General features: G+C 34.0%; 23 protein-coding genes, 1 riboswitch and 1 other annotated feature. Of the genes, 18 read left to right on the top strand and 5 right to left on the bottom strand.

Annotation, left to right across the window (positions count from 1 at the left end):
- From T513_RS0100470 to argF, 13 genes are all read left to right on the top strand, one after another.
- Entirely contained in the window at positions 1 to 1,602 is a 1,602-nt protein-coding gene (locus T513_RS0100470; RefSeq protein ID WP_155266044.1) for an ATP-binding cassette domain-containing protein, read from the top strand.
- Positions 1,602 to 3,371 (top strand): ABC transporter ATP-binding protein, encoded by a 1,770-nt coding sequence (locus T513_RS0100465; RefSeq protein WP_031588501.1) that lies wholly within the window; start codon positions 1,602 to 1,604, stop codon positions 3,369 to 3,371. Before T513_RS0100470 ends, T513_RS0100465 begins: the two co-directional genes overlap by 1 nt.
- Before the next feature lie 44 nt (positions 3,372 to 3,415).
- Positions 3,416 to 3,612: a binding site (T-box leader), on the top strand.
- A 33-nt stretch (positions 3,613 to 3,645) separates the two neighbouring features.
- The gene (leuS, locus tag T513_RS0100455) at positions 3,646 to 6,045 is read left to right on the top strand and encodes a leucine--tRNA ligase (protein WP_029070153.1); all 2,400 of its coding nucleotides are present in this window, start codon (positions 3,646 to 3,648) and stop codon (positions 6,043 to 6,045) included.
- Between the two features lie 397 nt (positions 6,046 to 6,442).
- Entirely contained in the window at positions 6,443 to 7,972 is a 1,530-nt protein-coding gene (locus tag T513_RS0100445; RefSeq protein WP_031588499.1) for a fibronectin type III domain-containing protein, read from the top strand.
- Between the two features lie 221 nt (positions 7,973 to 8,193).
- Positions 8,194 to 8,688, top strand: coding sequence for an SseB family protein (locus T513_RS11595; protein ID WP_031588498.1), 495 nt, complete (start codon positions 8,194 to 8,196; stop codon positions 8,686 to 8,688).
- Complete coding sequence (locus T513_RS0100435; RefSeq protein WP_051654335.1) at positions 8,681 to 9,244, top strand: RNA 2'-phosphotransferase; 564 nt, start codon at positions 8,681 to 8,683, stop codon at positions 9,242 to 9,244. The genes T513_RS11595 and T513_RS0100435 overlap by 8 nt, the downstream gene beginning before the upstream one ends.
- Positions 9,226 to 10,014 (top strand): tyrosine-protein phosphatase, encoded by a 789-nt coding sequence (locus tag T513_RS0100430; protein ID WP_031588496.1) that lies wholly within the window; start codon positions 9,226 to 9,228, stop codon positions 10,012 to 10,014. Before T513_RS0100435 ends, T513_RS0100430 begins: the two co-directional genes overlap by 19 nt.
- Before the next feature lie 441 nt (positions 10,015 to 10,455).
- Positions 10,456 to 11,934: a L,D-transpeptidase gene (locus T513_RS0100425; RefSeq protein WP_031588495.1), complete on the top strand. Its 1,479-nt coding sequence runs from the start codon at positions 10,456 to 10,458 to the stop codon at positions 11,932 to 11,934.
- 154 nt (positions 11,935 to 12,088) lie between these two features.
- Positions 12,089 to 12,907, top strand: coding sequence for a putative manganese transporter (locus T513_RS0100420; protein WP_031588494.1), 819 nt, complete (start codon positions 12,089 to 12,091; stop codon positions 12,905 to 12,907).
- A 72-nt stretch (positions 12,908 to 12,979) separates the two neighbouring features.
- Positions 12,980 to 13,092: riboswitch (FMN riboswitch) on the top strand.
- Positions 13,093 to 13,160: 68 nt separating this feature from the next.
- Complete coding sequence (locus T513_RS0100415; RefSeq protein WP_031588493.1) at positions 13,161 to 13,766, top strand: ECF transporter S component; 606 nt, start codon at positions 13,161 to 13,163, stop codon at positions 13,764 to 13,766.
- A 143-nt stretch (positions 13,767 to 13,909) separates the two neighbouring features.
- The gene (locus T513_RS0100410) at positions 13,910 to 15,238 is read left to right on the top strand and encodes an aspartate kinase (protein WP_031588492.1); all 1,329 of its coding nucleotides are present in this window, start codon (positions 13,910 to 13,912) and stop codon (positions 15,236 to 15,238) included.
- Between the two features lie 106 nt (positions 15,239 to 15,344).
- Complete coding sequence (locus T513_RS0100405; protein ID WP_029070145.1) at positions 15,345 to 15,650, top strand: hypothetical protein; 306 nt, start codon at positions 15,345 to 15,347, stop codon at positions 15,648 to 15,650.
- 45 nt (positions 15,651 to 15,695) lie between these two features.
- Entirely contained in the window at positions 15,696 to 16,679 is a 984-nt protein-coding gene (gene argF, locus T513_RS0100400) for an ornithine carbamoyltransferase (RefSeq protein WP_035876410.1), read from the top strand.
- A gap of 21 nt (positions 16,680 to 16,700) precedes the next feature.
- Here the strand turns inward: argF and yaaA are convergent, their stop codons facing one another.
- Both yaaA and bcp read right to left on the bottom strand, forming a co-directional pair.
- Positions 16,701 to 17,441 (bottom strand): peroxide stress protein YaaA, encoded by a 741-nt coding sequence (gene yaaA / locus T513_RS0100395; protein ID WP_031588490.1) that lies wholly within the window; start codon positions 17,439 to 17,441, stop codon positions 16,701 to 16,703.
- A complete protein-coding gene (gene bcp / locus T513_RS0100390; protein ID WP_029070142.1) occupies positions 17,438 to 17,893 on the bottom strand; it encodes a thioredoxin-dependent thiol peroxidase in 456 nt (151 codons plus the stop codon). The genes yaaA and bcp overlap by 4 nt, the downstream gene beginning before the upstream one ends.
- Before the next feature lie 91 nt (positions 17,894 to 17,984).
- On the opposite strand from bcp, the gene T513_RS11590 reads away from it, so the two are divergent.
- Entirely contained in the window at positions 17,985 to 19,184 is a 1,200-nt protein-coding gene (locus tag T513_RS11590; RefSeq protein ID WP_051654334.1) for a gamma-glutamylcyclotransferase family protein, read from the top strand.
- A 151-nt stretch (positions 19,185 to 19,335) separates the two neighbouring features.
- Here T513_RS11590 and T513_RS0100380 read toward each other — a convergent pair whose 3' ends face one another.
- Positions 19,336 to 19,638: a hypothetical protein gene (locus tag T513_RS0100380; protein WP_029070141.1), complete on the bottom strand. Its 303-nt coding sequence runs from the start codon at positions 19,636 to 19,638 to the stop codon at positions 19,336 to 19,338.
- Between the two features lie 122 nt (positions 19,639 to 19,760).
- Between T513_RS0100380 and T513_RS0100375 the strand changes: the two genes are divergently transcribed.
- Together T513_RS0100375 and mnmM are read left to right on the top strand one after the other, a co-directional pair.
- Positions 19,761 to 21,014 carry a M15 family metallopeptidase gene (locus tag T513_RS0100375; protein WP_031588487.1) on the top strand — a complete coding sequence of 418 codons (1,254 nt, stop codon included), beginning with the start codon at positions 19,761 to 19,763 and terminating at the stop codon, positions 21,012 to 21,014.
- A gap of 39 nt (positions 21,015 to 21,053) precedes the next feature.
- On the top strand, positions 21,054 to 21,572 hold the full coding sequence (mnmM, locus tag T513_RS0100370; protein ID WP_031588485.1) for a tRNA 5-(aminomethyl)-2-thiouridylate-methyltransferase MnmM: 519 nt from the start codon (positions 21,054 to 21,056) through the stop codon (positions 21,570 to 21,572).
- A 26-nt stretch (positions 21,573 to 21,598) separates the two neighbouring features.
- Here mnmM and brxF read toward each other — a convergent pair whose 3' ends face one another.
- Positions 21,599 to 22,018, bottom strand: coding sequence for a BREX-3 system P-loop-containing protein BrxF (brxF, locus tag T513_RS0100365; RefSeq protein WP_031588483.1), 420 nt, complete (start codon positions 22,016 to 22,018; stop codon positions 21,599 to 21,601).
- Between the two features lie 131 nt (positions 22,019 to 22,149).
- Here brxF and T513_RS0100360 point away from each other — a divergent pair, with 131 nt between their 5' ends.
- Positions 22,150 to 23,169 carry a M42 family metallopeptidase gene (locus T513_RS0100360; RefSeq protein WP_029070137.1) on the top strand — a complete coding sequence of 340 codons (1,020 nt, stop codon included), beginning with the start codon at positions 22,150 to 22,152 and terminating at the stop codon, positions 23,167 to 23,169.
- 32 nt (positions 23,170 to 23,201) lie between these two features.
- Here the strand turns inward: T513_RS0100360 and T513_RS0100355 are convergent, their stop codons facing one another.
- On the bottom strand, positions 23,202 to 23,411 hold the full coding sequence (locus T513_RS0100355; protein ID WP_029070136.1) for a cold-shock protein: 210 nt from the start codon (positions 23,409 to 23,411) through the stop codon (positions 23,202 to 23,204).
- Between the two features lie 317 nt (positions 23,412 to 23,728).
- Here T513_RS0100355 and T513_RS0100350 point away from each other — a divergent pair, with 317 nt between their 5' ends.
- On the top strand, positions 23,729 to 24,946 hold the full coding sequence (locus tag T513_RS0100350) for an aminopeptidase (protein ID WP_029070135.1): 1,218 nt from the start codon (positions 23,729 to 23,731) through the stop codon (positions 24,944 to 24,946).
- Positions 24,947 to 24,976: the final 30 nt, after the last annotated feature.

The following is a 24,976-nucleotide window of genomic DNA, read 5'->3' as shown; positions in this document are numbered from 1 at the left end:
ATGGATAACGTAAAACTTTCTTTTGATCATTTAGTCATCGATTCAATCACCATGACATTTCCAGATCATGGCTTGATTGGCATATATGGAAAAAGCGGATGTGGGAAAACCACATTGCTTTATGTTCTTTCAGGAATGCTTCCATGTGAGGGAGAAGTTATAAGAGAAGGTGACTACAGCTTCATTAGACAAAATAACGATCTATTAAGTTATCTTAATGTAAAAGATAATCTATTATCAGAATGCTGCTTAATGAATAAACACTATGATCCACATTATTTTAATAGACTGCTAGAAAAACTTGAACTGTCCCATCTATTAAAAAAATATCCTCATGAACTATCAGTAGGACAAGCAAAAAGAGTAGCGATTGCTCGTTCACTGTTAAGACAGGTTCCTATTCTTTTTTGTGATGAACCTACGGGAGCCTTGCATCAGGCACAGTCTCATGAAGTTATGACATTATTAAAAGAAGCTTCCAGGTATGCACTTGTCATTGTGGTCTCACATGATGTCTCACTATTAAGGCAATATGTAGATGAATTGTATCAGCTTGATAAGAAACTAAGATGCATAAGTCATAAGGATGTTTTAGATCAGAAAAAATGGGGAAAAGCAACGAGGAAAGCACATGTTCATTTTGTTTATTCTTCACTTAAATATCATAAAAGAAGATATACAAGACTTATTATCTTTCAATGTTTTATGATGCTTTTATTCTTAATAATGAGTACAGGACTATATAGTCTCAATAAAACATGGCAGCTGATTCTTGATGGTCATCCTTTAAAATATATGAATATTGTAGAAGAACCATGTCCGAAAGGATTATTTCTATTTGAATGTGGAGATTTTCCTGGTGAAATAGATTGGCATGTCATGCCAGAAAGGACAGATCATATTCATCTTGTAGATGGACGTCTTCCTATAGAAAAAGATGAAGTGCTGGTTAGTGATACAGTTGATAAGAAGAAAATCAATTATGAATTAGAAGGAAAACACTGTTTTCATGTAGTAGGACACTATCATGAAATACTGGGCATGAAACGTGCTTTTGTATCACAGAGTTTTTATCAGAGGTATCATTATTATTCTGCTTCGCAATATGTCGTTGAAGGGGATTATGAAGCAATCAGGAAAAAGTATTCCCATGTAGAAAATGAATGGGTTCTCTTACAAAAAAGCTTTGAAACATTGTGGAAATTAGCATCATTTGTGTTTATTGTATTCTTTTTAATAGCAATCATTATTTCTTGTTTGTATGTTTTTATTATTAAAAGAAGCATCCATGAAGAAAGAAAAAGAGAAAGTGCCATTCTTTTAAGTGTAGGTGTTTCTATTAATAAAGTTACAAGAATCTATAAGAAAGAAGCGCTGTTAGTAACGCTATGTACTTCATTATTGACATTTGCGATCTATATTGACTTGTTTTGTGTTAACTATCTTTTTCATATAAGTGAAAGCTGTTTTCACTTTTCTCTTTATGTATTGCCGATTAGCTATTATGTTATCATCACAGTCATTTATATGATGATTTCTTTAACAGGAAAAGAATCGCTTTCTAATGAAAAGATTGTGTCATTGTTAAGGGAGGATAATTAATGATTGAATTAAGAGATATTTATAAGATCTACGGACAGGAACTTGTTCTAGAAAATATTTCAATCACCTTGCCTGAAACTGGCATGATTGGATTGCTTGGAAAAAGCGGCAGTGGAAAAAGTACGCTTTTGTATATTCTTGCAGGATTGGATCTTAAGCATGGCGGAAAGATCTTTGTGGATGGAGAATTAAGTCTAATTAAAGATAAAAAGCGTATTGCGATTATACTGCAAAGACATGAGCTTGTATCATGGCTATCGGTTCACCACAATATCAGACTTTATGATGATTTTCATTCCTCCATATTTCCTTCACTTTCTTTATTTCATATTTCTTCCTATATGCATAGTGCTATACCGCTTTTGTCGCTTGGGCAAAGACAGCGTATAGCTCTCAATAGGAGCTTTTACTATCAGCCTGATATCATACTTTGTGATGAACCGACAGCCTCCTTGGATCACCAATGTGCCCAGGAAGTCATGTGTACTTTAAAAGAATATGCCAAAGAACATCTGGTCCTTGTAGCATCGCATGATGAAGAACTCATACATGAGTACTGTACGGATGTTCTTACATTAGAAGATGGTCACCTTGAAGGCCATATTGAAAAAAGAAACAAGGGGAAAAGCACTGCTTTTCATCATGACTATAAGCGCTTTTTTGTCTTGTTTTTATCTCTAGTTAAAGGACATCTTTCATCTTATGTGCGATTATCCTTTGTATTTTTTGTGACGATGTGTATGTTAATGGCCTGTGTCAATATGACATGTTCATTTAGAAAAGAAGTGCAATCTTATCTTCATGAACTCCTGCCACATGATGCATTAAGTTTTAGATGTACATCTTGTCCATTGTCTTTAGATAAAGAAAAGTATGTTTCACAGGTCTTCATTTATCCAGAAGATTATGAATTATTAGGGATTTCTTTAAATCCCCAACGTTTCAATCAAAGAGAATGTATCGAAGTGATGGATGAATCACAGGGGGTAAAAAGGGTTTCTTTAGGAAGATATGCAAGAAACGATAATGAAATTATTGTTTCTAGAACTCTTTTTAATAGATTAGGAAGACAGCTTAATAGAAGCTGTTATCTTTATTATCATCATGGAAGAAAGGCGAAAGGTGTTAAGGTAAAGGTGGTAGGGGTGTCTTTTGAAAATAAGAAGATTGAAATCTACTATAGAAGAAGAGGGAATCTTACTTTGATTGAGCAGTGTTTTCATCATAAAGTAAACTATCGATATGGGATTCTTTATTATACAAGAGGATTATCTTTATCTTATTTAATAAGAAAGTATCCTGAACTTCATTTTAAGAAAGTAGGTAAAAAGAGCGAAGATCAGGTTTCACAGTTTTTTAATAAAATAGAAGCAGTCCTTTTTCTTTTTGCAACACTGGCGATCGTGTCTACTATCTTTTTTATGTGTGCTAATATTGATGAACTCATTTACAAGATGAGAAAGGACATTGCCTTATTTTATTGTCTGTATGCGAAAAAGGGACAGTTGTTTGTTTTGTATTATATGTTTGTATTAAGCTGTTTTCTTTTTTCTTCACTGTTAAGTTTTCTTTGTATTAATTATCTGATGATCTTTATTAATAAAGAAGTTATTCCTACTTTTATTAATGCACGTTTTCTTTTAAGGTGGCCTTATCTTTCAATAATAAAGATGATGATTTCTTCATTATTGGTGGTTATATTCATAACGGGATATACATTAAGAAAACAATTGAATATAGATATTGTTAATGTCCTAAAAGAGAACTAAAAGTTATTGATGAGGAAGAAAAAGTATGATATATTAGGTTCATATTGAAATCGATGAACAGGATTAGTAGATAGAAACTGCTTTCTAGAGAGCTTATGGCTGGTGGAAATAAGCAAGCAAGGCTATTGAACTCACCTGGGAGAGGTATCTGTGAAAGCAGATAACGTTACACCGCGTTAAGGTGATAAGTGCATGAATGTCTTCATGAACTCAGGTGGTACCGCGATGAATCGTCCTGAGACTGAAGACTTTTTTTATTATAGGAGGATAAAAAATGAGTTTTGATCACAAATCTGTAGAGAAAAAGTGGCAGAATTACTGGGATGAACATAAAACATTCAAGACTGATGCAGCTGATTTCTCTAAACCTAAATACTATACTTTGGATATGTTCCCATATCCATCAGGACAGGGTCTTCATGTAGGACATCCTGAAGGCTATACTGCAACTGATATTGTCAGTCGTATGAAGAGAATGCAGGGCTACAATGTGCTTCATCCAATGGGATTTGATGCTTTCGGATTACCTGCTGAACAGTTCGCTATTAAGACAGGACATCATCCTGCAGAATTTACTTATAAGAATATTGATAACTTCCGTCGTCAGATCAAGTCACTAGGTTTCTCTTATGATTGGGATCGTGAAATTGCGACAAGTGATCCAGAATATTATAAGTGGACACAGTGGATCTTTACTAAACTTTATGAAGCAGGATTGGCTTATGTAGCAGAAATGCCAGTAAACTGGTGTCCTGAACTTGGTACAGTTCTTGCCAATGAAGAAGTTATTGATGGTAAGAGTGAACGTGGGGGATTCCCAGTTATTCGTAAACCAATGAGACAGTGGGTCTTAAAGATTACTGAATACGCTGAAAAATTATTAAAAGATCTTGATTTAGTTGATTGGCCTCAGTCTACTAAAGAAATGCAGAGAAACTGGATTGGTAAATCTACTGGTGCAGATGTTGTTTTCAAGATTAAAGATACAGATAAAGAATTTACTGTCTTTACTACAAGATGTGATACATTATTCGGGGCAACTTATTGTGTAATGTCACCTGAACATCCATTTGTAAATGAAATTACTACTAAAGAACATGAAGAAGAAATCAAGGCATATCAGGAAGCAGCAGCTAGAAAATCTGATCTTGAAAGAACAGATTTAAATAAAGATAAGACTGGTGCATTCACTGGAGCTTATGCGATTAACCCAGTAAATGGAAAAGAAATGCCAATCTGGATTTCTGATTACGTATTAGCTGGATATGGAACAGGTGCAATCATGGCTGTACCAGCTCATGATGATCGTGACTTTGAATTTGCGAAGAAATTTAATTTACCAATTATTCCAGTACTTGAAGGTGGCAATGTAGAAGAAGCAGCTTTCACTGGAGATGGTGTACATATCAACTCTGGATTCCTTGATGGTTTAAATAAAAAAGATGCCATTGAAGCAATGTTAAAATGGTTAAAAGACAATAACTGTGGGGAAAAGAAAACAACTTATAAATTAAGAGACTGGCTATTCTCTAGACAGAGATATTGGGGTGAACCAATTCCTATCATACATATGGAAGATGGTACAACTCGTACAGTTGCATTAGATGACTTGCCATTGGAATTACCAGCTACTGATAATTATCTTCCTAACTCAGAAGGGGAATCACCATTATCACATGCGACAGATTGGTTAAATGTAGAAATCGATGGTGTCAAAGGGGTACGTGAAACAAACACAATGCCTCAGTGGGCAGGTTCATGCTGGTATTATATCCGCTATATTGATCCACATAACAATGATGCAATCGGAGATAAAGCATTATTAGATCACTGGTTACCGGTTGACCTTTATATCGGTGGTGCTGAACATGCGGTATTACACCTTCTTTATGCAAGATTCTGGCATAAGTTCCTTTATGATATTAACGTTATCTCATCACCAGAACCATTCCAGAAATTATTCCATCAGGGTATGATTCTTGGTCCAAATGGTGTCAAGATGTCTAAATCTAGAGGAAACGTTATCAACCCAGATGAAATCGTAGACGCTTATGGTGCAGATACACTCAGATTATATGAAATGTTCATGGGTCCACTTGATGCCGCTAAACCTTGGTCAGATACAGGGGTAGAAGGTTCAAGAAGATGGCTTGATCGTGTTTATAGATTATTCATTGAAACAGATAAGATTACAGATGAAAACGATGGCTCATTAGACTTCGTTTACAATGCGACAGTGAAAAAAGTAACAGAAGACTTTGAAAACTTAGCATTCAATACAGCTATTTCTCAGATGATGATCTTCATCAATGATGCCTATAAAGCAAAATCTATCTATAAGCCATACGCTGAAGGTATTGTAAAGATGCTTTCATGTATCGCTCCACATGTCTGTGAAGAAATGTGGTCACTATTAGGACATGAAGATACAATCTCATATGAAGCATGGCCAACATATGATGAATCTAAGATGGTTGTCTCTGAAGTCGTTATGCCAGTTCAGGTTAACGGTAAAGTCAGAGCAAAGATCACTATCGCCAAAGATGCTGATCAGGAAACTGTCAAAGAAGCAGCTTTATCTCAGGACAATGTTAAAGTTTATACTGAAGGTAAAGAAATCAAGAAAGTTATCGTTGTTCCAAACAAGATTGTAAATATCGTTGTTGCAAAATAATAAATGAGACGCTAGTCAGTGACTAGCGTCTTTTCTTTAGGCTTATTTAGAAAAATCGGAAATAAAGCCATCTTCAGAACCCTATTGAAGAAAAGAGAAAGATGATATCTTGTGATTTGAAAATATATCCAATGATAATACATAGTTTATATGCATATATAGCTCAAAAAATGAAAGAGCAATAATTCACATGCTACCATTTGGGTTTTTTAAAAAAATAATGAAAGCCCTTGCATTCCACCTTTTTCTTGTTATAATGGACTTAGATGTTCTAGAAATGACAAAAATTTGACTATTTTTTGACAATTAAAATCAAAAAAAGTGTGGTGAAGAAAATTTATTTGATTTTATTTGATAAGAACGCGCAAAAATTATGGGAATAAGAAGGAGTACAGTTATGAAAATGAACAAAAAGCTAGGTGCGGCATTAGCACTATCAATGGTTGTAGGAGCTACTACAACAGTGCCAGCTATGGCAGAAACTACAAATAATCTTGAAAAGACTACAAAGGATACTACTAAGAGTGCAACTGATTTACGTAATGAAGCGAATGCTGCTAAGAAAGAATATGAAGAAGCTGCAGCAGCAAGTAAGACAGCTGATCAGGAATTAGCAGCTGCACAAAAGAATGTAGAGACTGCTACAGATAAATTAAATAAAGCTGAAGGAGAATTAGATGCTGCAAAAACAGCTGTTACTGAAGCTACACAATCAAAAAATAAGACAAAGAGTACTCGTGACAGTAAGGAAGAAATTGCTAATCAAAAAGAATTAGAACGTAATCACGCACAGGATGCTGTGGAAGATTTCAATCTTGAAGAAGAAACTCAAAAATTGATTAAAGAAAATCAAGAAGAATACGATAAAGCAGTAGCTAAAGTTAATCGTGAACAAACATATCTAAATAATGCAAATTCTAATCTAACAGAAATTAAAGGATTAATTAAAGCACGTGATGATGCTGAGACTGCTCATAATGATAAAATGGCTGAAGTAGATAAGTTTATGAGTGATCATGATATGGCTAACGTGTACGATTATGATCATTTATCAAACGAGGACTTTGATACTTATTTTCAATTGTCGCTAGAAGAATATGATCTTGATGATGCTTATAAGGAAGCTGCAAAGAAAGTTAATGATTTTATTGAAGAAAAAGGTAATTTAGAAGAAATTGAAAGTACAGTTAAAGTTCTTGAAAAACAATTAAAAGAAGCTGAAGATGCACGTGATGATATTGCTTTAAATAAAGCTAAAGCAAAACTTGAGTATTTAAAAAGAAAATTTTTATATGCTAAAGAAGCAGAAGAAAATGCTAATGATGAATTAGAAACTGCACAAAAAGCATATGAAACTGCTTCACATGCACTTGAAGATGCTATTGATACAGAAAATAGTAAAGATAATAAAGTTGAATCTCTTACAAAAGCTTTAGATAAAGCAAATACTCAATTAAATACAGCGAAAAAAGAAGCTGATGCTGCTAAAGCAAATGTTGAAGCTAAAAAGGCTGCTTATGAAAAAGCTGAACATAATGCTGTAGTTGCTGAAAAAGTTGAAGAGGCTCTTAGATTAGCTGAAGAAAATAGAAAGGCTGAAGAAGCTAAAAAGGCAGAAGAAGCTAAAAAGGCTGAAGAAGCTAAACCAGATAAGGTAACTCTTAAAAAAGTAAAATCTAAAAAGAGAAAAACTGTAAAAGTTACATGGAAGAAAGCTAAAGCTGCTAAGAAATATCAAGTAGCTTATCGTTATCGTAGAAAGAAATCTGCTAAGAAATGGACTAAATGGGTTTATAAAGTAGTTAAGGGTACTTCATATACTAATAAGAAATTAAGATCTAGAAGAACTTACCAGTTCAAGGTAAGAGGACTTAATGGAAAGATTAAAGGTGCATTCTCTAAAAAGAAAAAAGTTAGAGTTAAATAGTATTTGATAATTTGGACTGATATCAGTGTTGATATCAGTCCTTTATTTTTTTGTTTATTTTCTACTTGTTGGAATAATGTTGACTCTGTATCCTTTAAGTTTGGTGATTATTGCCTTCTACATATTTTATTTTTGAAAACCAATTTAGAGCATCTATCTGGGATCGCTTCTTTCTTATATAATAAAGCTATGATAAAATGTGAGATATAAAGGAGTAAATAATGATGACACCAAATTTAGATAATCGTGTGCTTGTAACAATATTGGGCTACTTAAAAGAAAAGAATGATGAAGAACTCGCTGAAGAATTATTTCGTATAATTGCGGAAGAAAGCTATTTTCTTTCACCAGTAAGTTTTTCTAAGAAACCTATTATTCAGCGTGATGGCTCATTACGTCTTGAAAATGATACCAAACTACGTTTTCCTACAGTAAGAAATGAAGAAGGAAAAGCGTATTATCCTGCTTTTACTGAACGCAGTGAACTTGAAAAATGGGATATTGATTTCAATATTCACACAGTACTTACATTATGTATTGATGATTATGTTGATATGCTTACATTAGATAATGAAAATGCTGGTATTGTACTTAATCCATTCAATCAGAGTTTTATTATTGATAAAGATTTTCTTATTCATCTTTTACAGGTAAGAAAAGAAAACAAGCCAGAAGATGTAAGAAAAACCATCCTGGATGGATTAAAGCATGTCTAAATACTCGCGTCTTTTATCGCTTGTATTACGTCATAAGCCAGAATATCTTGATCTTCATCTTGATTATAATGGCTATGCTTTCATTGATGATGTAATAAGAGGATTTAAAGAAAAGGGTTATCATCTTTCAAGAGAGGAACTTGAAAGAATTGTAAAAGAGAATGATAAACAACGCTTTTCTTTTGATAAGTCGCATACCAAAATACGTGCTAATCAAGGACACAGCATTGATGTCAATCTTTCACTAGATGCCATTACACCACCAGATGTGCTTTATCATGGCTCTTATCTTGATGTAGAAGAGAAGATTAAAGTAGAAGGCATCAAGCGAATGACACGCAATTATGTGCAGCTATCGATTAATATCGATGAGGCACTTATTGTAGGCTCGCGTCACGGAGAGCCGATTGTCTATTGGGTTGATGCCAAAAGAATGATGGAAGATGGATACCATTTCTATCTTTCAAAAAATGGCATCTACATGACACGCTATATTCCAGTAGGTTATTTTCACCTCATAGAAAAGAAGGATCACTTATGTCAAACATCACATTAAATTATATGTTTCGTAAAAAACTGAATTTTAGAGAACTAGGTGGCTATCGTACACAGGATGGCAGACATGTTAAAGAAAATGTCTTCTTTCGTTCAGCAAGATTGGATCATTTGAATACCAATGAGCTAAGAGCTATCAAGAAATTAGGTATTAAAACCATTGTGGATTTAAGAAGTGAAGAAGAAATTAATAAGCATCCTGATCCTATCATGAGTGGCATCTCTTATTATAAGATGAGTGCCTTAAAGGATGAAAAAGGAGAAGATATCGACTATTCCCCATCTTCAATATTAAAGAAAGCATTAAGACAAAGAGATAAGAACATCGCTCAAGCGACACTGGAACATTTTTATGCCTTAATGATATTTAACAATGGGACATTCACTAAGTTAATGAACATGTTAAAAGAAGAACACACACCTATATTGTTTCACTGTACGGCAGGAAAAGATCGCACAGGTATTGCATCTATATTGATATTATTGTTGCTTGGAGTAAGTGAAGAATCTATTCGTAAAGATTATCTTCTTACCAATAAGTATCGCAAGAAGGCACTTAACAGGCAGCACCGCCGCTTTAAGCTATTGACACATTTTTCAAACAATGTCAGCGATATTGTGACTCTTTCAGAAGGTGTACTTCCTGAAGGCTGTGATTATATTTTTAATCTTATTCATCAAAGATATTCAAGCTATGAAGAGTATTTTGAACAAGAGATGCATATCAGTAAAGAGGAACAAAAAAGAATTAGAGAAAAATATTTAAAATAGCTATTGCAAGCGCTTACATGTCATGCTATAATGTAGTCAAGAAGAAGGAGAAATCCTTTGGATAAAGACTCTTAATATTATAATCATCACAGGCATAACAAATGTGAAAACAGGAAAAGCCAAAATTAAAGCAATATAGAAATTTCGTTTAATCTTATCATAATATTGTTTCTCGATAGAGATAATCTCAAAAGAAAAAATGAAGTGAGATTCTTCGATGATGGTTATTAATAGGTAAGAGTCTTTTTTTTGCTTTGTATTGGATGACATCTTGATTTGGGTAAAGCAAGTGGATCACTTGTTTTACCTCTTTTTAGTAAGTTTCTTTTTTCATTGTAATAATTTTATTTTTTAGAGAAAAACATTAGGCAAATAGCTTTTCTTTTTTCTAAAGCTTGCTATAATAATGGAGATTAAGATACATTCCTCGGAGGTATGAAAATGAAGAAAAAAATTGGTCTTGCAGTCGTGTTGGCCTTGATTGTAGCTGGCATTGGTCTGTTCCTTGCCTATTACAATACAAGTAATCGTAATGTATGGTTTGATAACACAGTAATTAATGGTGTTGATGTATCAGGTCAGACGCTTGAACAGTCTAAAGAAACATTAACTAAGGCATTAAATGATTATACATTAAATGTAAAAGGACGTAATAACGGAAAGTTCAGTCTTAAAGGTGAAGATATTCAGTTTAAATTAACATTATCTGATAAGATTAATCAGCTATTTAAGAATGTCCACAATAAAATCGCATTCCCTTATGCACATTCTAAGTATAAGGTAGATTACTCTGTTTCTTATGATAAGAGTGCTGTTGCACAGGCTATCGATGAATCAGAAATCGTTAATGGTAGTGATAACTATGAAATCGTAAATCCTCGTTCTGCTTTCATCATGTATGATGAAAAGAAGCATGATCTTGTTGTATCAAGTGGTATCGATGGAAATAAGATTGTTAAGAAAGAATTTAAGGCAGCTGTAAACAGTGCAATCGGTAGAGCTGTTAAGACACTTTCTATTGACGATAATACAAAGTATTCAAATATCTATAAGAATGCTAAAGCAACTGTTAGTAAAGAAGATCTTAAGAAAGTTCTTCCTGAATACAGAGAATTAGCTATGAAGTTTATCAAGTGGGATATGGGAGACAATATCACTGAAGAATTAAATCCTCAGGAAATTGCCGATATGCTTTCCTATAAAGATGGTAAAGTTTCATGGAATGATGAAAAGATCACTGAATGGACTGAAGCTTTTGCACAGAAATATAAGACAGTAGGAACAAAGAGAACTTACAAGTCTCATACTGGTGCAATGCTTTCTACTGCTGAAGGTGATTATGGTTTCAGACTTGAATGGGATAAGACATTAGCTCAGGTCAAGAAAGCTTTAAAGAAAAAGATGGATCAGTCAGATGTAGATGCTTATGCTAAAAAAGCAGATGATGATACTAAGAAAGGTATCACAGTTTCATTAAAGCCAATCTGGTATTCAAAAGGTTATAAGCTTAACCTTGAAAATAAAGCAGAAGATTGGAACTCTACTCGTTACTTCGAAGTAGATATGAAAGAACAGAAAGCATACTTTATCCAGAATGGTAAAGTCGTATATTCTACAAACTGTATTACAGGTAAACCAGAAGGTAAGAGAAAAACAACTACTGGTGCTTATTGGATCAAGCAAAGACAGCTTCACCGAGTTCTAAAAGGTGATGGTTATTCAACACCAGTTACTTATTGGGTACGTATTACTTGGACAGGTACAGGTTTCCATGCTGCACCATGGCAGTCATGGGGTAGCTGGAGTCCTTCTTACTACTTATCAAGAGGATCACATGGATGTGTCAACTTACCAGGAGATGCAGCAGTTAAGATCTACAATTTAGCTCAATATGGTGACATGGTATTTATGCATTATTAATATGAAATGTACAGATCAATAATCTGTACATTTTCTTTTTTTGATGGGTTAAAAACATGAACAATTCAACAATTCTTTAATTGTATTTTTCACAATCTAATTGCTTGCATTATATCAAACTTGTGATATAATCCTTAACTATTGGAGGAGAAATATGGATATTTTGTTAGACCCTATTATGGATTCAGTAAAAGCATTCCCAGTGCTTTTTATTGCATTTCTTGTTGTTGAAATTCTAAAGAATAAAAATATAGCCAACAGAGTATTGGCACATACGCGATTAGGTCCACCTGTCGGTGCGCTTCTAGGTACTATTCCACAGTGTGGTTTTAGTGTTGTGGCTGCTCAGCTTTATGGCATGAGAGTAGTGACAATGGGAACATTGATAGCTATTTTCATGGCTACAAGTGATGAGGCGATTCCTATTCTTCTTGTGCATCCTCACCTTTTTGGCATGATGTTACTCCTTATTGCTGCAAAATTTATTGTTGGAGCAGTGACTGGTGTCATTGTTGATGCTATTCATCATGAAGAAGATGATTCATATGAATATATTGAAATAGAAAGCTGTAGCTGTGGTACAGGTGTTAATTTATGGATTAATGTATTATCCCAGACATTAAAGATTTTCTTCTTTATCTTATTAACTAACATTGTTATGACATTGCTTATTGCCTGGGTAGGAGAAGAAACTTTATCTACAGTCCTTAAACAGAACATTTTCCTACAGCCCCTAGTAGCTGGACTTGTTGGATTTATTCCCAACTGTGCTGGAAGTGTAATCTTAACGCAGCTTTATGTCACAAATGCTTTATCATTTGGTGCACTATTTACAGGATTAACAACATCTGCTGGTGTTGGAACAATCGCATTGTTCGCTTACCATAAGAATGTAAAAAAGAATATTGCCATTTTATGTATTTCTTACATTGTTTCTACACTTGTAGGATACATCTTGATTATTGCATTATAAAGTCGGGTCTTCCGACTTTTTTCTTTACAATAAAGACAGCTGTAGTATAATGAGCGTGTAGCGAAGCTACACATAAATCTTTGGGGCAGGTGAAATTCCTGATCGGCGGTGATAGTCCGCGAGCGCAAGCATGAATCGGTGTAATTCCGATACCGACGGTATAGTCCGGATGGAAAAAGATGGTGGTATTATATTTACTTTTTCAATCTCCCAAAGTCTTGGGAGATTTTTTTCACCATAGAAAGAAGGAAAAATGAAAAATAAGAAATTAAATACGAAAGCGATGATTATGATTTCAATGTTAGGGGCAATCGCTGCACTATTGATGTTTTTTGAATTAAGTGTACCCTTCATCCTACCGTTTATTAAGCTTGATATCTCTGAACTTCCAGTTATGCTTAGCGGTTTTCTATTCGGACCATTGCTTGGGGCACTGAGTACGGTTATCAAGATTGCGATTAAGCTTATTATCAAACCTACAAGTACAATGTATGTAGGAGAGTTATCTAATCTTATTTTAAGTATTGTCTACCAGGGGGTTGCTGCCGCAATCTATCGTCACTTTAAGACAAAGAAAGGGGCAATGCTTGGGCTAGCTGTTTCAACTTTAACGACAAGTGTATTATCCATTGTATCCAATGTGTTATTTATTTTCCCATTTTATGTAAATGTGATGAAATTGCCAATGGCTGCCATTGTAGGTATGGCACATAAGGCTGCACCTTGGGTTAATGATGCGACAACTATGTTTTTAACAACCATCTTCCCATTCAATATCTTAAAATTTGGGATCGTATCAATTTTAACATTGCTTATTTATAAGCCATTAAGTAGAGTTATTAAGAAAAATATGCAGTAAAAGGGTATCCTCATATTTATGAGGATGTCTTTTTTATAAATATTAATTATTATTTTAGATATTTCATAATTTATAAAAAATTGTTATTGATTATTGTGAGAATAAATTGTATTCTAAAGAATATAAAATGGGGGAAAACTATCGTGGTAAAAGTAGTAAAATTTGGTGGCTCATCTTTAGCCGATGCCAATCAGTTTAAAAAAGTAAAAAGAATTATTAAGTCAGATAAAGATAGACGCTATGTTATTCCTAGTGCTCCTGGGAAGAGAAATAAGGATGATACTAAAGTTACAGATTTATTGATTCTTTCTTATTCTCACAGAAACGAAGAAGATTTTGAACAGATTTTTGATGAAATTAAAGGACGCTATGATGAAATTATTGCTGGTTTAAAACTTGATTATTCTTTAGATGAAGAATTTATCAAGATTAAAGAAGCAATTAAAAATAAAGCAAGCTTTGATTATGTAGTCAGCAGAGGAGAATATCTAAATGGATTATTATTATCAAAGTATCTTGATATTGATTTTGTAGATGCTGCTGACGTTATTCGTATTGATAGTAAAGGAAACTATGATGCAGAGCAGACTGATGATCTATTAAGAGATGCGCTTGCTAAACATGAATACGCAGTTATTCCTGGATTCTATGGAAGAAAGAATGATCATAGTGGAGAAATTCAGGCTTTCTCTAGAGGTGGTTCTGATGTTACAGGATCAATTGTCGCAAAGTGTGCGAATGCAAACTTATATGAGAACTGGACTGATGTTTCAGGTTTCTTGATTGCAGATCCACGTATTGTTAAAGATCCATTGCCAATTGATTCAATCACATATGGAGAATTAAGAGAACTTTCTTATATGGGTGCTAGTGTTCTTCATGAAAATTCTATTTTCCCTGTTAGAAAAGCAGGTATTCCTATTAATATCAAAAATACCAATGCCCCTGAAGATCCAGGTACATTGATTGTAGAAAGTACAGTACATAGACCAACTCACATTATTACTGGTTTAGCTGGTAAGAAAGGTTTTGCGACTGTCACTATTGAAAAAGATATGATGAACTCAGAAGTTGGCTTTGGCAGAAAAGTACTTCAGGTTTTTGAAGAATATGGTCTTTCATTTGAACATATGCCTTCAGGTATTGATACAATGACAATTGTTGTGAATACAAAAGAATTTGTACCTCATGAACAGGAAATCCTTGCTGGCATCCACCGTGCTGTTAATCCTGATCGCATTGACCTTGAATCTGATTTAGCCCTAATCGCAATCGTAGGTCGTGGTATGAAGGCAAGCCGTGGTACTGCCGCAAAAGTATTTAATGCATTAGCTAAAAAGAAAATTAATATTAAGATGATTGATCAGGGATCATCTGAACAAAATATCATTGTTGGAGTAAGAAATGTCTACTTCAATGAAGCAATCAAAGCTATCTATGATGCCTTTGTAGAAAGAGAAGATCTTGCATAGATCTTCTTTTTTCATCTTGAAAAAATATCATATCTTTTGTATTTCAAAACACACAAAGATATGATACTATTTATATATTGAAATTCAAAATAAAGGAGATGGTCCCATGGGATATGTATTGCTTTTTATTGCATTATTATTTTTCGCATTGCTTTTTGGATATAAGCTATTTTATTATCGTAGAAGAAATATCAATCGTGCGAGTTATTATCTATCAGGGCTGATCTTGATTTTGTTATTTACTATTCTTTATATATTAAATTTTATCGTCGATCTGTCAGGATTTGATACAAGTCTTGTCTATATACTCTTATGTATGTTTTATGTGGTTGCAGTTGTTGCAGTGGTCTTTGTAGTTAGATATGTTGCTTTTTATCTCTTGAACTTTATGAGAGAAATTAATAGAAAATAGTGTGTATTTCTTATATAATGATGTTTATATTAGGGGGATATTACTATGAATTTAAGAGGTAAACATTTTTTAACGCTAAAAGATTACTCTAAAGAAGAAATTCTTTATTTAGTTGATTTAGCCGCGAAACTTAAAGAAAAGAAGAAAGCCGGCCAGATTGGTCATGAATTAGAAGGAAAGAATATTGTATTATTATTTGAGAAGACATCTACTAGAACAAGATGTTCATTTGAAGTGGCTGCCAATGATGAAGGGGCACATGTAACATACCTTTCCAATTCACAGATGGGAACTAAGGAATCTATTGAAGATACTGCTAAAGTACTTGGCAGAATGTATGATGGTATTGAATTTAGAGGCTCTAGTCAGAAGACAGTAGAAGATCTAGCTAAATATTCTGGTGCGGTTGTATGGAATGGATTGACTGATGTTGATCATCCTACTCAGACATTGGCAGATTTCTTGACAATCAAGGAACATTTAAATAAGCCATTAAATGAAGTGAAATTTGTATTTACTGGAGATATCAGAAACAATGTTGCTTATGGACTTGCTTATGGAGCATGTAAAGTCGGTATGGATTTCGTGTTGCTTGGTCCTGATTCTCTTCATGTAGATGAGGAAGTAAAAGCATATTGTGAACAGGCTGCTAAAGACTCTGGTGGTAAGTTTACAATTACTAGCGATGTAGAAGCTGTAAAAGATGCTGATGTCATCTACACTGATATCTGGGTATCAATGGGTGAAGATGAATCACTTTATAAGCCAAGAGTAGAAATGCTTTCTCCATATAAGGTTACAAAAGAACTTATGGCACGTACTGGCAAGAAGGAAACATTGTTTATGCACTGCCTTCCATCATTCCATGATTTCAATACCGCTTTAGCTAAGAGAAAACATGAAGAAGGACTTGATATTAGAGAAGTAGAAGACGAAGTCTTCAGAAGCAGTCAGTCCGTTGTCTTTGATGAAGCAGAAAACAGAATGCATACAATTAAAGCAGTGATGGTTGCTACATTAGGCAAATAAAAAGGATCTTTCGATCCTTTTTTATTTTATGAATACATATTGATGATCATTAGAATGCTCTTCACTATAACGATACTCTAATTCATTGAAGGCTTTGATATCTTCTTTATTCTGAATATTATTTTCTGCAAGATATCTTACCATTTCACCTCGCGCCATCTTTGCGAAAGTACCTTTCTGTTTAATCTTCCCATCAATCTCTTCTCCAAAGATTAAGGTGATCATTTGATCTTCATCATGAAGATAAGGTGTAATGGTCTGTGCATATTCTTTTGATGCAAGATTGATAATCAGATGATCATCTTCAATGATTTCATCATAGATCATCTTTCCCCAGAAATCATAGAGACTATTGTTTTCATTGATATCCAATGCTGCTTTCATTTCTAAGCGATAAGGAACAATGCCATCAAAAGGAGCAAGTGTTCCATAGAATCCAGAAATAATACGCAAATGTTTTTGGATATAATCCAAGGCATCCTTACTAAAGACATGAGGCGCCATTGTGGTATACTGTAAGCCAGTATAAGCGAGAATGGCAGGAGTAAGGTGCTCAGTCAATGAGACTGTCTTTAAGTTTTCATGGCTCATAAAAGCAATCTTGTCACTACATTTCCATATGTCCTTGAGTTGTCGCAGATTCTTCTTTTTTAAGAAAGAAAGCAGCTCTTCGCTTTTTTTAAGGAATACGGGAAGCCGACTGATCGGGAAGTCTTCTTCATTGACCTTCATCCTTTTAGAAGGCGAAATAATAATTCTCATAAAAGTTCACCAAGCATATCTTCAGCATTTGATTTTGCTTTAACTTTCTCAAATGCCTTTGCAATCATGCCTTTCTCATCAATAAGGTAGGTACTTCTTACAATACCCATATAAGTACGTCCATACATCTTTTTTTCTTTCCAGACATCATAGGCTTGAATAACTTCACATTCTGGATCAGAAAGAAGAGTAAAAGGAAGCTGATGCTTTTCCTGGAAGTTTTTATGCGAACGTACACTATCTTTGGAAATGCCGATCACAATAGCATCTTTTTCGACAAATTGTGGGTAAAGGTCTCTAAATGAACATGCCTGAGTTGTGCATCCAGCTGTATTATCTTTAGGATAAAAATAGAGAATAATTTTCTTGCCAAGATAATCTTCTAGACTGTGCATTTGTCCATCTTGATCAGGAAGTGTAAAAGATGGTGCTTTTGTACCGATTTTTAACATAATCATCACCTCTTATTACATTTTACCACAATTTCATGCTTTTTCTTTCGAATATGCTTATGTATAATAAATAAAAAAAGGGGGTGAATACATGGTACATGTGGATGAAATAATGTCTTGTCATACAATAGATGAATCGATGATATTAAGAATGTATGAATATCGTCAAGGTGGTTATTACATCATTGATGGTGAAAAAGAAATGGTGACAAGAAAGATGGCTCATCTTCTTTTGATGTTCAGTCAAAAGGATCATCGTTATTTAAAAGAGACATTGCTGACACTTAAAGAGGTTATACATGATCATGTTCCACCTGAAGATCTTCTTTTATTCTTTGAAGAAGGTATTGAGAAAATCTGGGATTTCTCATTAAAGGCGATTGTTAATGAAGAAATAAAAAGAATGAGGAGAGTTTTTGCACAGACGTTCTATAGAGAAGATCGTTCTATTTTAATAGAAGAACTGTTAAAAAGAAGAGATACACAGTATCTCTTTGCTTATGGAACATTGATGAAAGGGGAAAGACATCATGTCTACATGAACGATTATGCTTTTATGGGAGAAGCATTTCTTTCTGGATATCAGCTGTATGAATTAGGAAAGTTCCCGGGACTAGTTAAAGAGGATGGATGTCTATTAGGAGAAATCTACCGTGTTGATGATCAGGAAAGAAAGATGATTGATCAATTGGAAGGATCAAGATATAAGATAGCTCATGATTTCGTATTAACTGATAACGAAGCTTACTATGTCTATTTTTATATTTATGAACCACCAGCTTATCGTCATTATCCAAAAAGCTATACGGTCAATGGCAAGTGGACTTATTTTACAAACTACCGTTATGTCTGGCTGATGTGCTATGATGTGAATTTGTCTCCAGAACATTTTATGACGCAATTGGATAATCAATTGATTATTCCTGTTCAAGAAAAGAAAAAAGAGCTTCCTTATGAGCTCTATTTTGCAAAAAAGAATGAGAAGTGGGATAGCGCTGCTGCTTATCTTGATATGAACAAGTTTGATTCAAGCTATGCTATGGGGTATCTGATCACAAGAAGTCAATATGAAGCTATTAAAAGAGAATACGGCGACTCTTATGAAGAACAGGTCCTAGGGTATGATTCCTTTGGTATTGCGGAAGTGGTGCTAACGGGACGCTACCGCTATGATGAAGAAAAGCCATCCATGCATTATATTGCAGAAATGGCTGATGGTTTAAGGTTAGGTTTTCAATTAGATGAAGATCAGCTTCATGATTATCTCTACTATTACAAAAAAATCAAATGATATTAGTTTTTGATGATTTTATGACATTTTTAATGATATAATATCATTAGATAGAAGAGATTGGTGGCGTATTCAATAAATTCCATACTTCATTTAAACAAACCTATAACCTAAATCATTCACTGATACTCTTCTAGAAGAAAAAAGATGCCTAGGCATCTTTTTCTGTTTCTTGAGATAATTTATCTCTTCTTCTTTTTAATAAGATTGTACAAATAATAATAATGATTAGTACACAAACTGATGCAGTAATGAATGTTGGAAGAAGTGCAGGTGTCTTAAACCATTTAGTAACCTTTGCAAGTCTTCTTAGCCCATAGAATACTGCCATTCCAGTTGTGGCAGAACCACCAATCGCAAATAATGCTTTAACCCACTTAGGTAGGATTTCCGCAAATAAAATAATGATAGATAAGAAAGCGATTGATACAAACACACTGATGACAAAATGCATAGTGTAACCTCCTTTATAAACATAAATAAAATACCATAAATGGTCGCTATTTGCAATAATTGATTTATGTGGAAAAAAGATTGATAATGTTTTATAATATCACACATAAGGGAGGATGCAGTATGGCACGCAGAAAAAATACATACGCATATAGTCGATTAAATCCGAATGGTCGTTCTAGTTATAGAAGAAGAGGAATAAGATGGAATCGCATTATTCCTGTAGGAGGGGCTATTCTTTTTGTACTTATATTAGTTGTCGCTTTTAATTTTTCTCGTATGAGATTAATTGTAAAAGGATATTCATTCTCAGAACAGAATGAGATTCTAGAATTAACAAGTGATAAGATCAATACTATTCTTGAACAGGATAAAATGGATCATATTTCAACTTGGATTGAGAAATCAAAGAAAGTTAATTACTATGATGAATATGAAAAATATTATTCATATCATCAGAATATGAAATCAAAAGATGTTATCGCGACAGTGGATGAAATCTTTGATAACTATGTTAAAAAGATGCATGGTTACACTGATGATCAGCTATGGAAAATCTTAAAGAATGCAAGTATCGCTGACATGAAATATCTTTCTTCACATCATTATAGTTATAAGGATATGTCTCCTTACATGAAAGTGAAGGGATTTGTTTATCAGGATATGGATAGATATGTGGAACTTTATAATAAAGTAAAGAACTATAATTATGCGGTATTATATACTTCATATCCATTTATTGATTCTTCTAACAAGACTGATAAGCATTATAATATTAAGAATCCATCTTCATTGACATTGCTTGTTAAAAAGGGATTCTATTTCTCAAGCAGCTATAGACCAAAAGATCTTGTTAAGCCTGATGCAAAGTATCTTCCATCAAATAAGCGAAACAATGATAATCCTTATTTAAGAAAAGCTGCTTATGAGGCATTCAAGAATATGTATAATGATGCTAAGAAGGAAAATCTTACTTTATTGCTTAACTCTTGTTATCGTGGATACAATGAACAGAAGGGAATCTATGAAGATATGCAGAAGAAGTATGGTGCACTTTATGCATCTACTAATGTGGCAATTCCTGGAAGTTCAGAACATCAGACTGGTTTAGGTATGGATATTACTTCTAAGAGTGTCGATGATGGGAAATCATTGGTATTTGGCAATACGCAAGAATATAAGTGGCTAAAGGCTAACTGTTATAAATATGGTTTTGTCATTAGATATCAGGGTGATAAGACAAAGATGACAGGTATTACAAATGAACCATGGCATATTCGCTACGTTGGTAAAGAGACAGCTAAACAGATGACCGACAACAATTGGTGTCTAGAAGAATATGTACTTTATACTGGTAACTTGCCAGAAATCAAATAAGCATCTGAGATTCTCAGATGCTTTTTTAAGGAGATATTTATGTTAAGTATGGTTGAATATGTTCATGAACGCATGAGCACATATAAAAAAAGAGAAATCGGTGCAGATTTCACAATGGGAAAAGGCAATGATACGGTGTTTTTATCTGAACTGTGTGATCAGGTCTACAGCTTTGATATTCAGGATGAAGCCCTAGAGACTACGAGAAAGAAGCTTGTACATGATAATGTGAAGCTGATCAAAGATAGTCATGAACACCTTGATGATTATCTTTCTTCATTTGATATAGGTGTCTTTAATCTAGGATACCTGCCATCTTTCTCTCATGAAATTACAACAGTGCTCGCAAGTACCGAAGTTGCCTTAAAAAAAGCAATAGATGCCATGACGCAAGTATTATTTGTAGTTTGTTATATTGGACATGAAGAAGGGAAGAAGGAAGCCGCGTGGATTGATGAGTATGTTTCAGCACTAGATCATAAGCAATATAATGTTTCTACTTATAGAATGATGAATAAGCCTCTTTCTCCTTATGTAATAGAAATCCAGAAAAGATAAATACGACTGCTTAGGCAGTCGTATTTTTAGGAAACTAGGACATATTTAAAAGATCCATCTATTGGATAGCTGATTTCTTTATTATTGACGATATGAGTAAGCTGTCCATTTTCTATAAATCCATTCCAAGTAGAAACAACGACAACTTTCTTTGAAATTTCATCTAGAATATCTTTGAGATCTTCTTCGCTTCTGGCATAAAGCGCTGTTTTATTATCAATCAATAGGACATCAAAACGATAATTCTTTAAGAACTCGTCCATTGTATTCATTGTATCTTTAGTATTATTAGCGAATACTTTTGAAAAATCGACGATTGGGATACCAGTGTTTTTACTGTATTCGTGAATGATTTTTGATTTTCCGCTACCTGGTTTTCCAACGATCAATACGAGTTTAGAATCATTGTTTTGAACTTCACTTATGCTTTCGATTAATGTGTCCATGGGATCAATCCTCCTTATGTATTTCTTAAGTTACCTTTATTATACTAGAAAGCGTTTTCATAAAAAAGAATATTTGCTTTTTATTAAAAATAATATCTTTGTGTTATAATGGGCAACTAGGAGGCATGGAAATGAATGGTCAAATGATATTAGAGTTTGCCAAGACTATTCTAGAAATTCCTTCACCTACTGGCTATACACGTGATGTAATTGCTTTTATGGAGAAGAAGGTAAAGGAGCTTGGCTATAAGACATCTTTAACAAATAAAGGAAATCTTGAAATCTATGTAGAAGGGAAAAGTGAACATACTAAAGGATTATGTGCTCATGTGGATACTTTAGGATTGATGGTCCGCAGTATTCGAGATGATGGAACATTGAACTTTACTTTAGTAGGAAGTCCGCTATCACCCACTTTAGATGGAGAATACTGTCTTATTAAGACAAGAGGAAATAAGACATACACAGGAACAATTCTTTCTGATAGCAGTTCTAAGCATGTCTATAAAGATTCAACTTCACTTGAAAGAACTGAGGAACATATGCATATTGTTCTTGATGAAAAGGTATCAAGTAAAAAAGAAGCGGAAGCTCTTGGCATTATGACAGGGGATTATATCTGCTTTGATCCTAAGACAACGATTACTGAAAATGGATTTATTAAATCTCGTTTCTTGGATGATAAGCTTTCAGTGGCAATCTTATATAATCTTCTAAAGGATTTTAAAGAAGAAGGTATTGTACCGAAGGATAATTGGATTATCACTATTTCTACTTATGAAGAAGTAGGGCATGGTTCAAGCTATATTAATCCAGCTATCGAAGAGTTGATTGCGGTTGATATGGGATGTATTGGTAAAGATCTAAACTGCAGTGAATATGATGTATCCATCTGTGCAAAGGATTCAAGTGGTCCTTATGACTATGCACTAATAAGTGATTTTGTGGATATATGCAAAAAAGAAAATATCAATTTTGCGATTGATATTTATCCATATTATGGTTCAGATGTCAGTGCGGCACTTAGAGCAGGTGCGAACATCAGAGGCGGATTGATTGGTCCTGGTGTTGCCAACAGCCACGGTATGGAAAGAAGTCACATGGATGCAGTAATGAATACTTTCTCATTATTAAAACATTATATGGCATAAAAAAAGGCTTGCCTGGAAGGGCAGCCTCCTTTTTAGTTTTCTACAACAGTGACGTTTGAAGCCTGAGGTCCACGATCGCCTTCGACGATGTCGAATTCAACAGTCTGACCTTCTTCTAAAGTCTTGAATCCATCAATATTGATTGCGCTGTAATGTACGAAGATGTCTTTGTCATTACCTTCAGCTGTGATAAACCCATAACCTTTGTCAGCTTTAAACCACTTTACTTTACCTGTAGTCATTGCTATACTTCCTCCTCATAAACTTGCATAACGAGCCATACTTCATTCATATGTAAGCATTTAGTATGCGAAATTGAATAAACGTATATTCTGTAAATGCTATCATTATTCTATCATAGTGAAACTTTAAAGGCAAATTTTTTGTTAATTTTAGACCATAAGTGAGATAAAATCGGCTATTTTTAGAGAAAACATAAACATATATTCAAATTGACAAGTTATTGACTCTTCTTTGTTTAAAGTGTGACAAAATGAAGTGCAACTCAGTTGCATTTCCTCTTTTTTTTAGTACAATTGAATAAGAAAGAGGGGTTAATATGCTAAAGAAATATGCTCAGCTAATAGTTAGACAAGGTGTCAATCTTCAGAAAGGTCAAGATCTAGTGATCTCAGCTGATGTAGAGTGCGCACCTTTAGTAAAAGAAATCGCCAAGGAAGCCTACAAGGCAGGCGCAAGAGATGTTATTCCTGATTACAGTGATGAAACATTAACAAGATTAAGATATGAAAATAATGAAGTAGATTATTTTAAAGAAGTACCAGATTATATTAAACATCTTCGCAATGACTACGCATTAAAGCATGCAGCCATTGTGACTATTACTTCTGCCAATCCAGAACTTTTAAAAGGCATTGATCCTCAGAAAGTCATGGCAAGAAGTGTGGCCATGCATACAGAGTGCAATGTATTTTATGATCACTTAGATCGTATGATTGATCGCTGGTGCATTGTTGGAGCACCATCATTAAAATGGGCCAATAAAGTATTCCCTGATATGAGTGATGAAGAAGCGATGGAAGCATTATGGAATGCTATTTATCATGTCACTTATGTTGATACAGAAGATCCAATTGCAACATGGGATAAACACCGTCAGTCATTTGAAGAACGTGTAAAGATCTTAAATGAAATGAAAATCAAGACTTTACATTATACTAATGACTTAGGGACAGATCTTTATGTTTCAATGAATAAAGGTTACCTGTTTGCTGGAGGAGGAAGCTATACCACTGATGGTGTCTATTCTTTCCCAAATATGCCAACAGAAGAAATCTTTAGTTCTCCAGATTATCTTAAGACTGAAGGCATTGTCTACGCTTCAATGCCACTTAACTACAATGGATCATTAGTAGAAGATTTCTATATTCGCTTTAAAGATGGACGTGCAGTAGAGTATGATGCAAAATCAGGAAGAGATACATTAGCTTCAATCATTGAAAGTGACGAAGGCGCTCATTACTTAGGTGAAGTTGCCCTTGTGCCATATGATTCACCAATTAGAGAAACTGGCATTTTATTCTATAATACATTATTTGATGAAAATGCTGCTTGCCATTTAGCACTTGGTAAAGGTTTTTCTGAATGTATTGAAGGTGGCTATGATATGAACTTTGATCAATTAAAAGAAAAAGGTGTCAACAACTCAGTAACACATGTTGATTTCATGATCGGTACAAAAGATCTTTCTATCACAGCTATTACTGAAGATGGAGAAGAAAAGCCAATCTTTATTAATGGATGCTTCGCGTTCTAGATGCAGCAGGTGCTGCATCTTTTCTTTTTT

Origin of the sequence: Kandleria vitulina DSM 20405, assembly GCF_000702065.1 — a bacterium.
Classification (GTDB): domain Bacteria; phylum Bacillota_I; class Bacilli_A; order Erysipelotrichales; family Coprobacillaceae; genus Kandleria; species Kandleria vitulina.
This window is presented reverse-complemented; position numbering and strand designations above follow the sequence as displayed.

Coding starts and splice junctions, on each gene's coding strand:
- T513_RS0100420 (WP_031588494.1), top strand. CDS start 12,089: ATGGATATTTTGTTAGACCCTATTATGGATTCAGTAAAAGCATTCCCA.
- T513_RS0100375 (WP_031588487.1), top strand. CDS start 19,761: ATGGCACGCAGAAAAAATACATACGCATATAGTCGATTAAATCCGAAT.
- T513_RS0100405 (WP_029070145.1), top strand. CDS start 15,345: ATGGGATATGTATTGCTTTTTATTGCATTATTATTTTTCGCATTGCTT.
- T513_RS0100380 (WP_029070141.1), bottom strand. CDS start 19,638: ATGCATTTTGTCATCAGTGTGTTTGTATCAATCGCTTTCTTATCTATC.
- mnmM (WP_031588485.1), top strand. CDS start 21,054: ATGTTAAGTATGGTTGAATATGTTCATGAACGCATGAGCACATATAAA.
- T513_RS0100430 (WP_031588496.1), top strand. CDS start 9,226: ATGTCAAACATCACATTAAATTATATGTTTCGTAAAAAACTGAATTTT.
- leuS (WP_029070153.1), top strand. CDS start 3,646: ATGAGTTTTGATCACAAATCTGTAGAGAAAAAGTGGCAGAATTACTGG.
- T513_RS0100435 (WP_051654335.1), top strand. CDS start 8,681: ATGTCTAAATACTCGCGTCTTTTATCGCTTGTATTACGTCATAAGCCA.
- argF (WP_035876410.1), top strand. CDS start 15,696: ATGAATTTAAGAGGTAAACATTTTTTAACGCTAAAAGATTACTCTAAA.
- T513_RS0100465 (WP_031588501.1), top strand. CDS start 1,602: ATGATTGAATTAAGAGATATTTATAAGATCTACGGACAGGAACTTGTT.
- bcp (WP_029070142.1), bottom strand. CDS start 17,893: ATGTTAAAAATCGGTACAAAAGCACCATCTTTTACACTTCCTGATCAA.
- yaaA (WP_031588490.1), bottom strand. CDS start 17,441: ATGAGAATTATTATTTCGCCTTCTAAAAGGATGAAGGTCAATGAAGAA.
- brxF (WP_031588483.1), bottom strand. CDS start 22,018: ATGGACACATTAATCGAAAGCATAAGTGAAGTTCAAAACAATGATTCT.
- T513_RS0100360 (WP_029070137.1), top strand. CDS start 22,150: ATGAATGGTCAAATGATATTAGAGTTTGCCAAGACTATTCTAGAAATT.
- T513_RS0100350 (WP_029070135.1), top strand. CDS start 23,729: ATGCTAAAGAAATATGCTCAGCTAATAGTTAGACAAGGTGTCAATCTT.
- T513_RS11590 (WP_051654334.1), top strand. CDS start 17,985: ATGGTACATGTGGATGAAATAATGTCTTGTCATACAATAGATGAATCG.
- T513_RS0100355 (WP_029070136.1), bottom strand. CDS start 23,411: ATGACTACAGGTAAAGTAAAGTGGTTTAAAGCTGACAAAGGTTATGGG.
- T513_RS0100445 (WP_031588499.1), top strand. CDS start 6,443: ATGAAAATGAACAAAAAGCTAGGTGCGGCATTAGCACTATCAATGGTT.
- T513_RS0100470 (WP_155266044.1), top strand. CDS start 1: ATGGATAACGTAAAACTTTCTTTTGATCATTTAGTCATCGATTCAATC.
- T513_RS0100415 (WP_031588493.1), top strand. CDS start 13,161: ATGAAAAATAAGAAATTAAATACGAAAGCGATGATTATGATTTCAATG.
- T513_RS11595 (WP_031588498.1), top strand. CDS start 8,194: ATGATGACACCAAATTTAGATAATCGTGTGCTTGTAACAATATTGGGC.
- T513_RS0100425 (WP_031588495.1), top strand. CDS start 10,456: ATGAAGAAAAAAATTGGTCTTGCAGTCGTGTTGGCCTTGATTGTAGCT.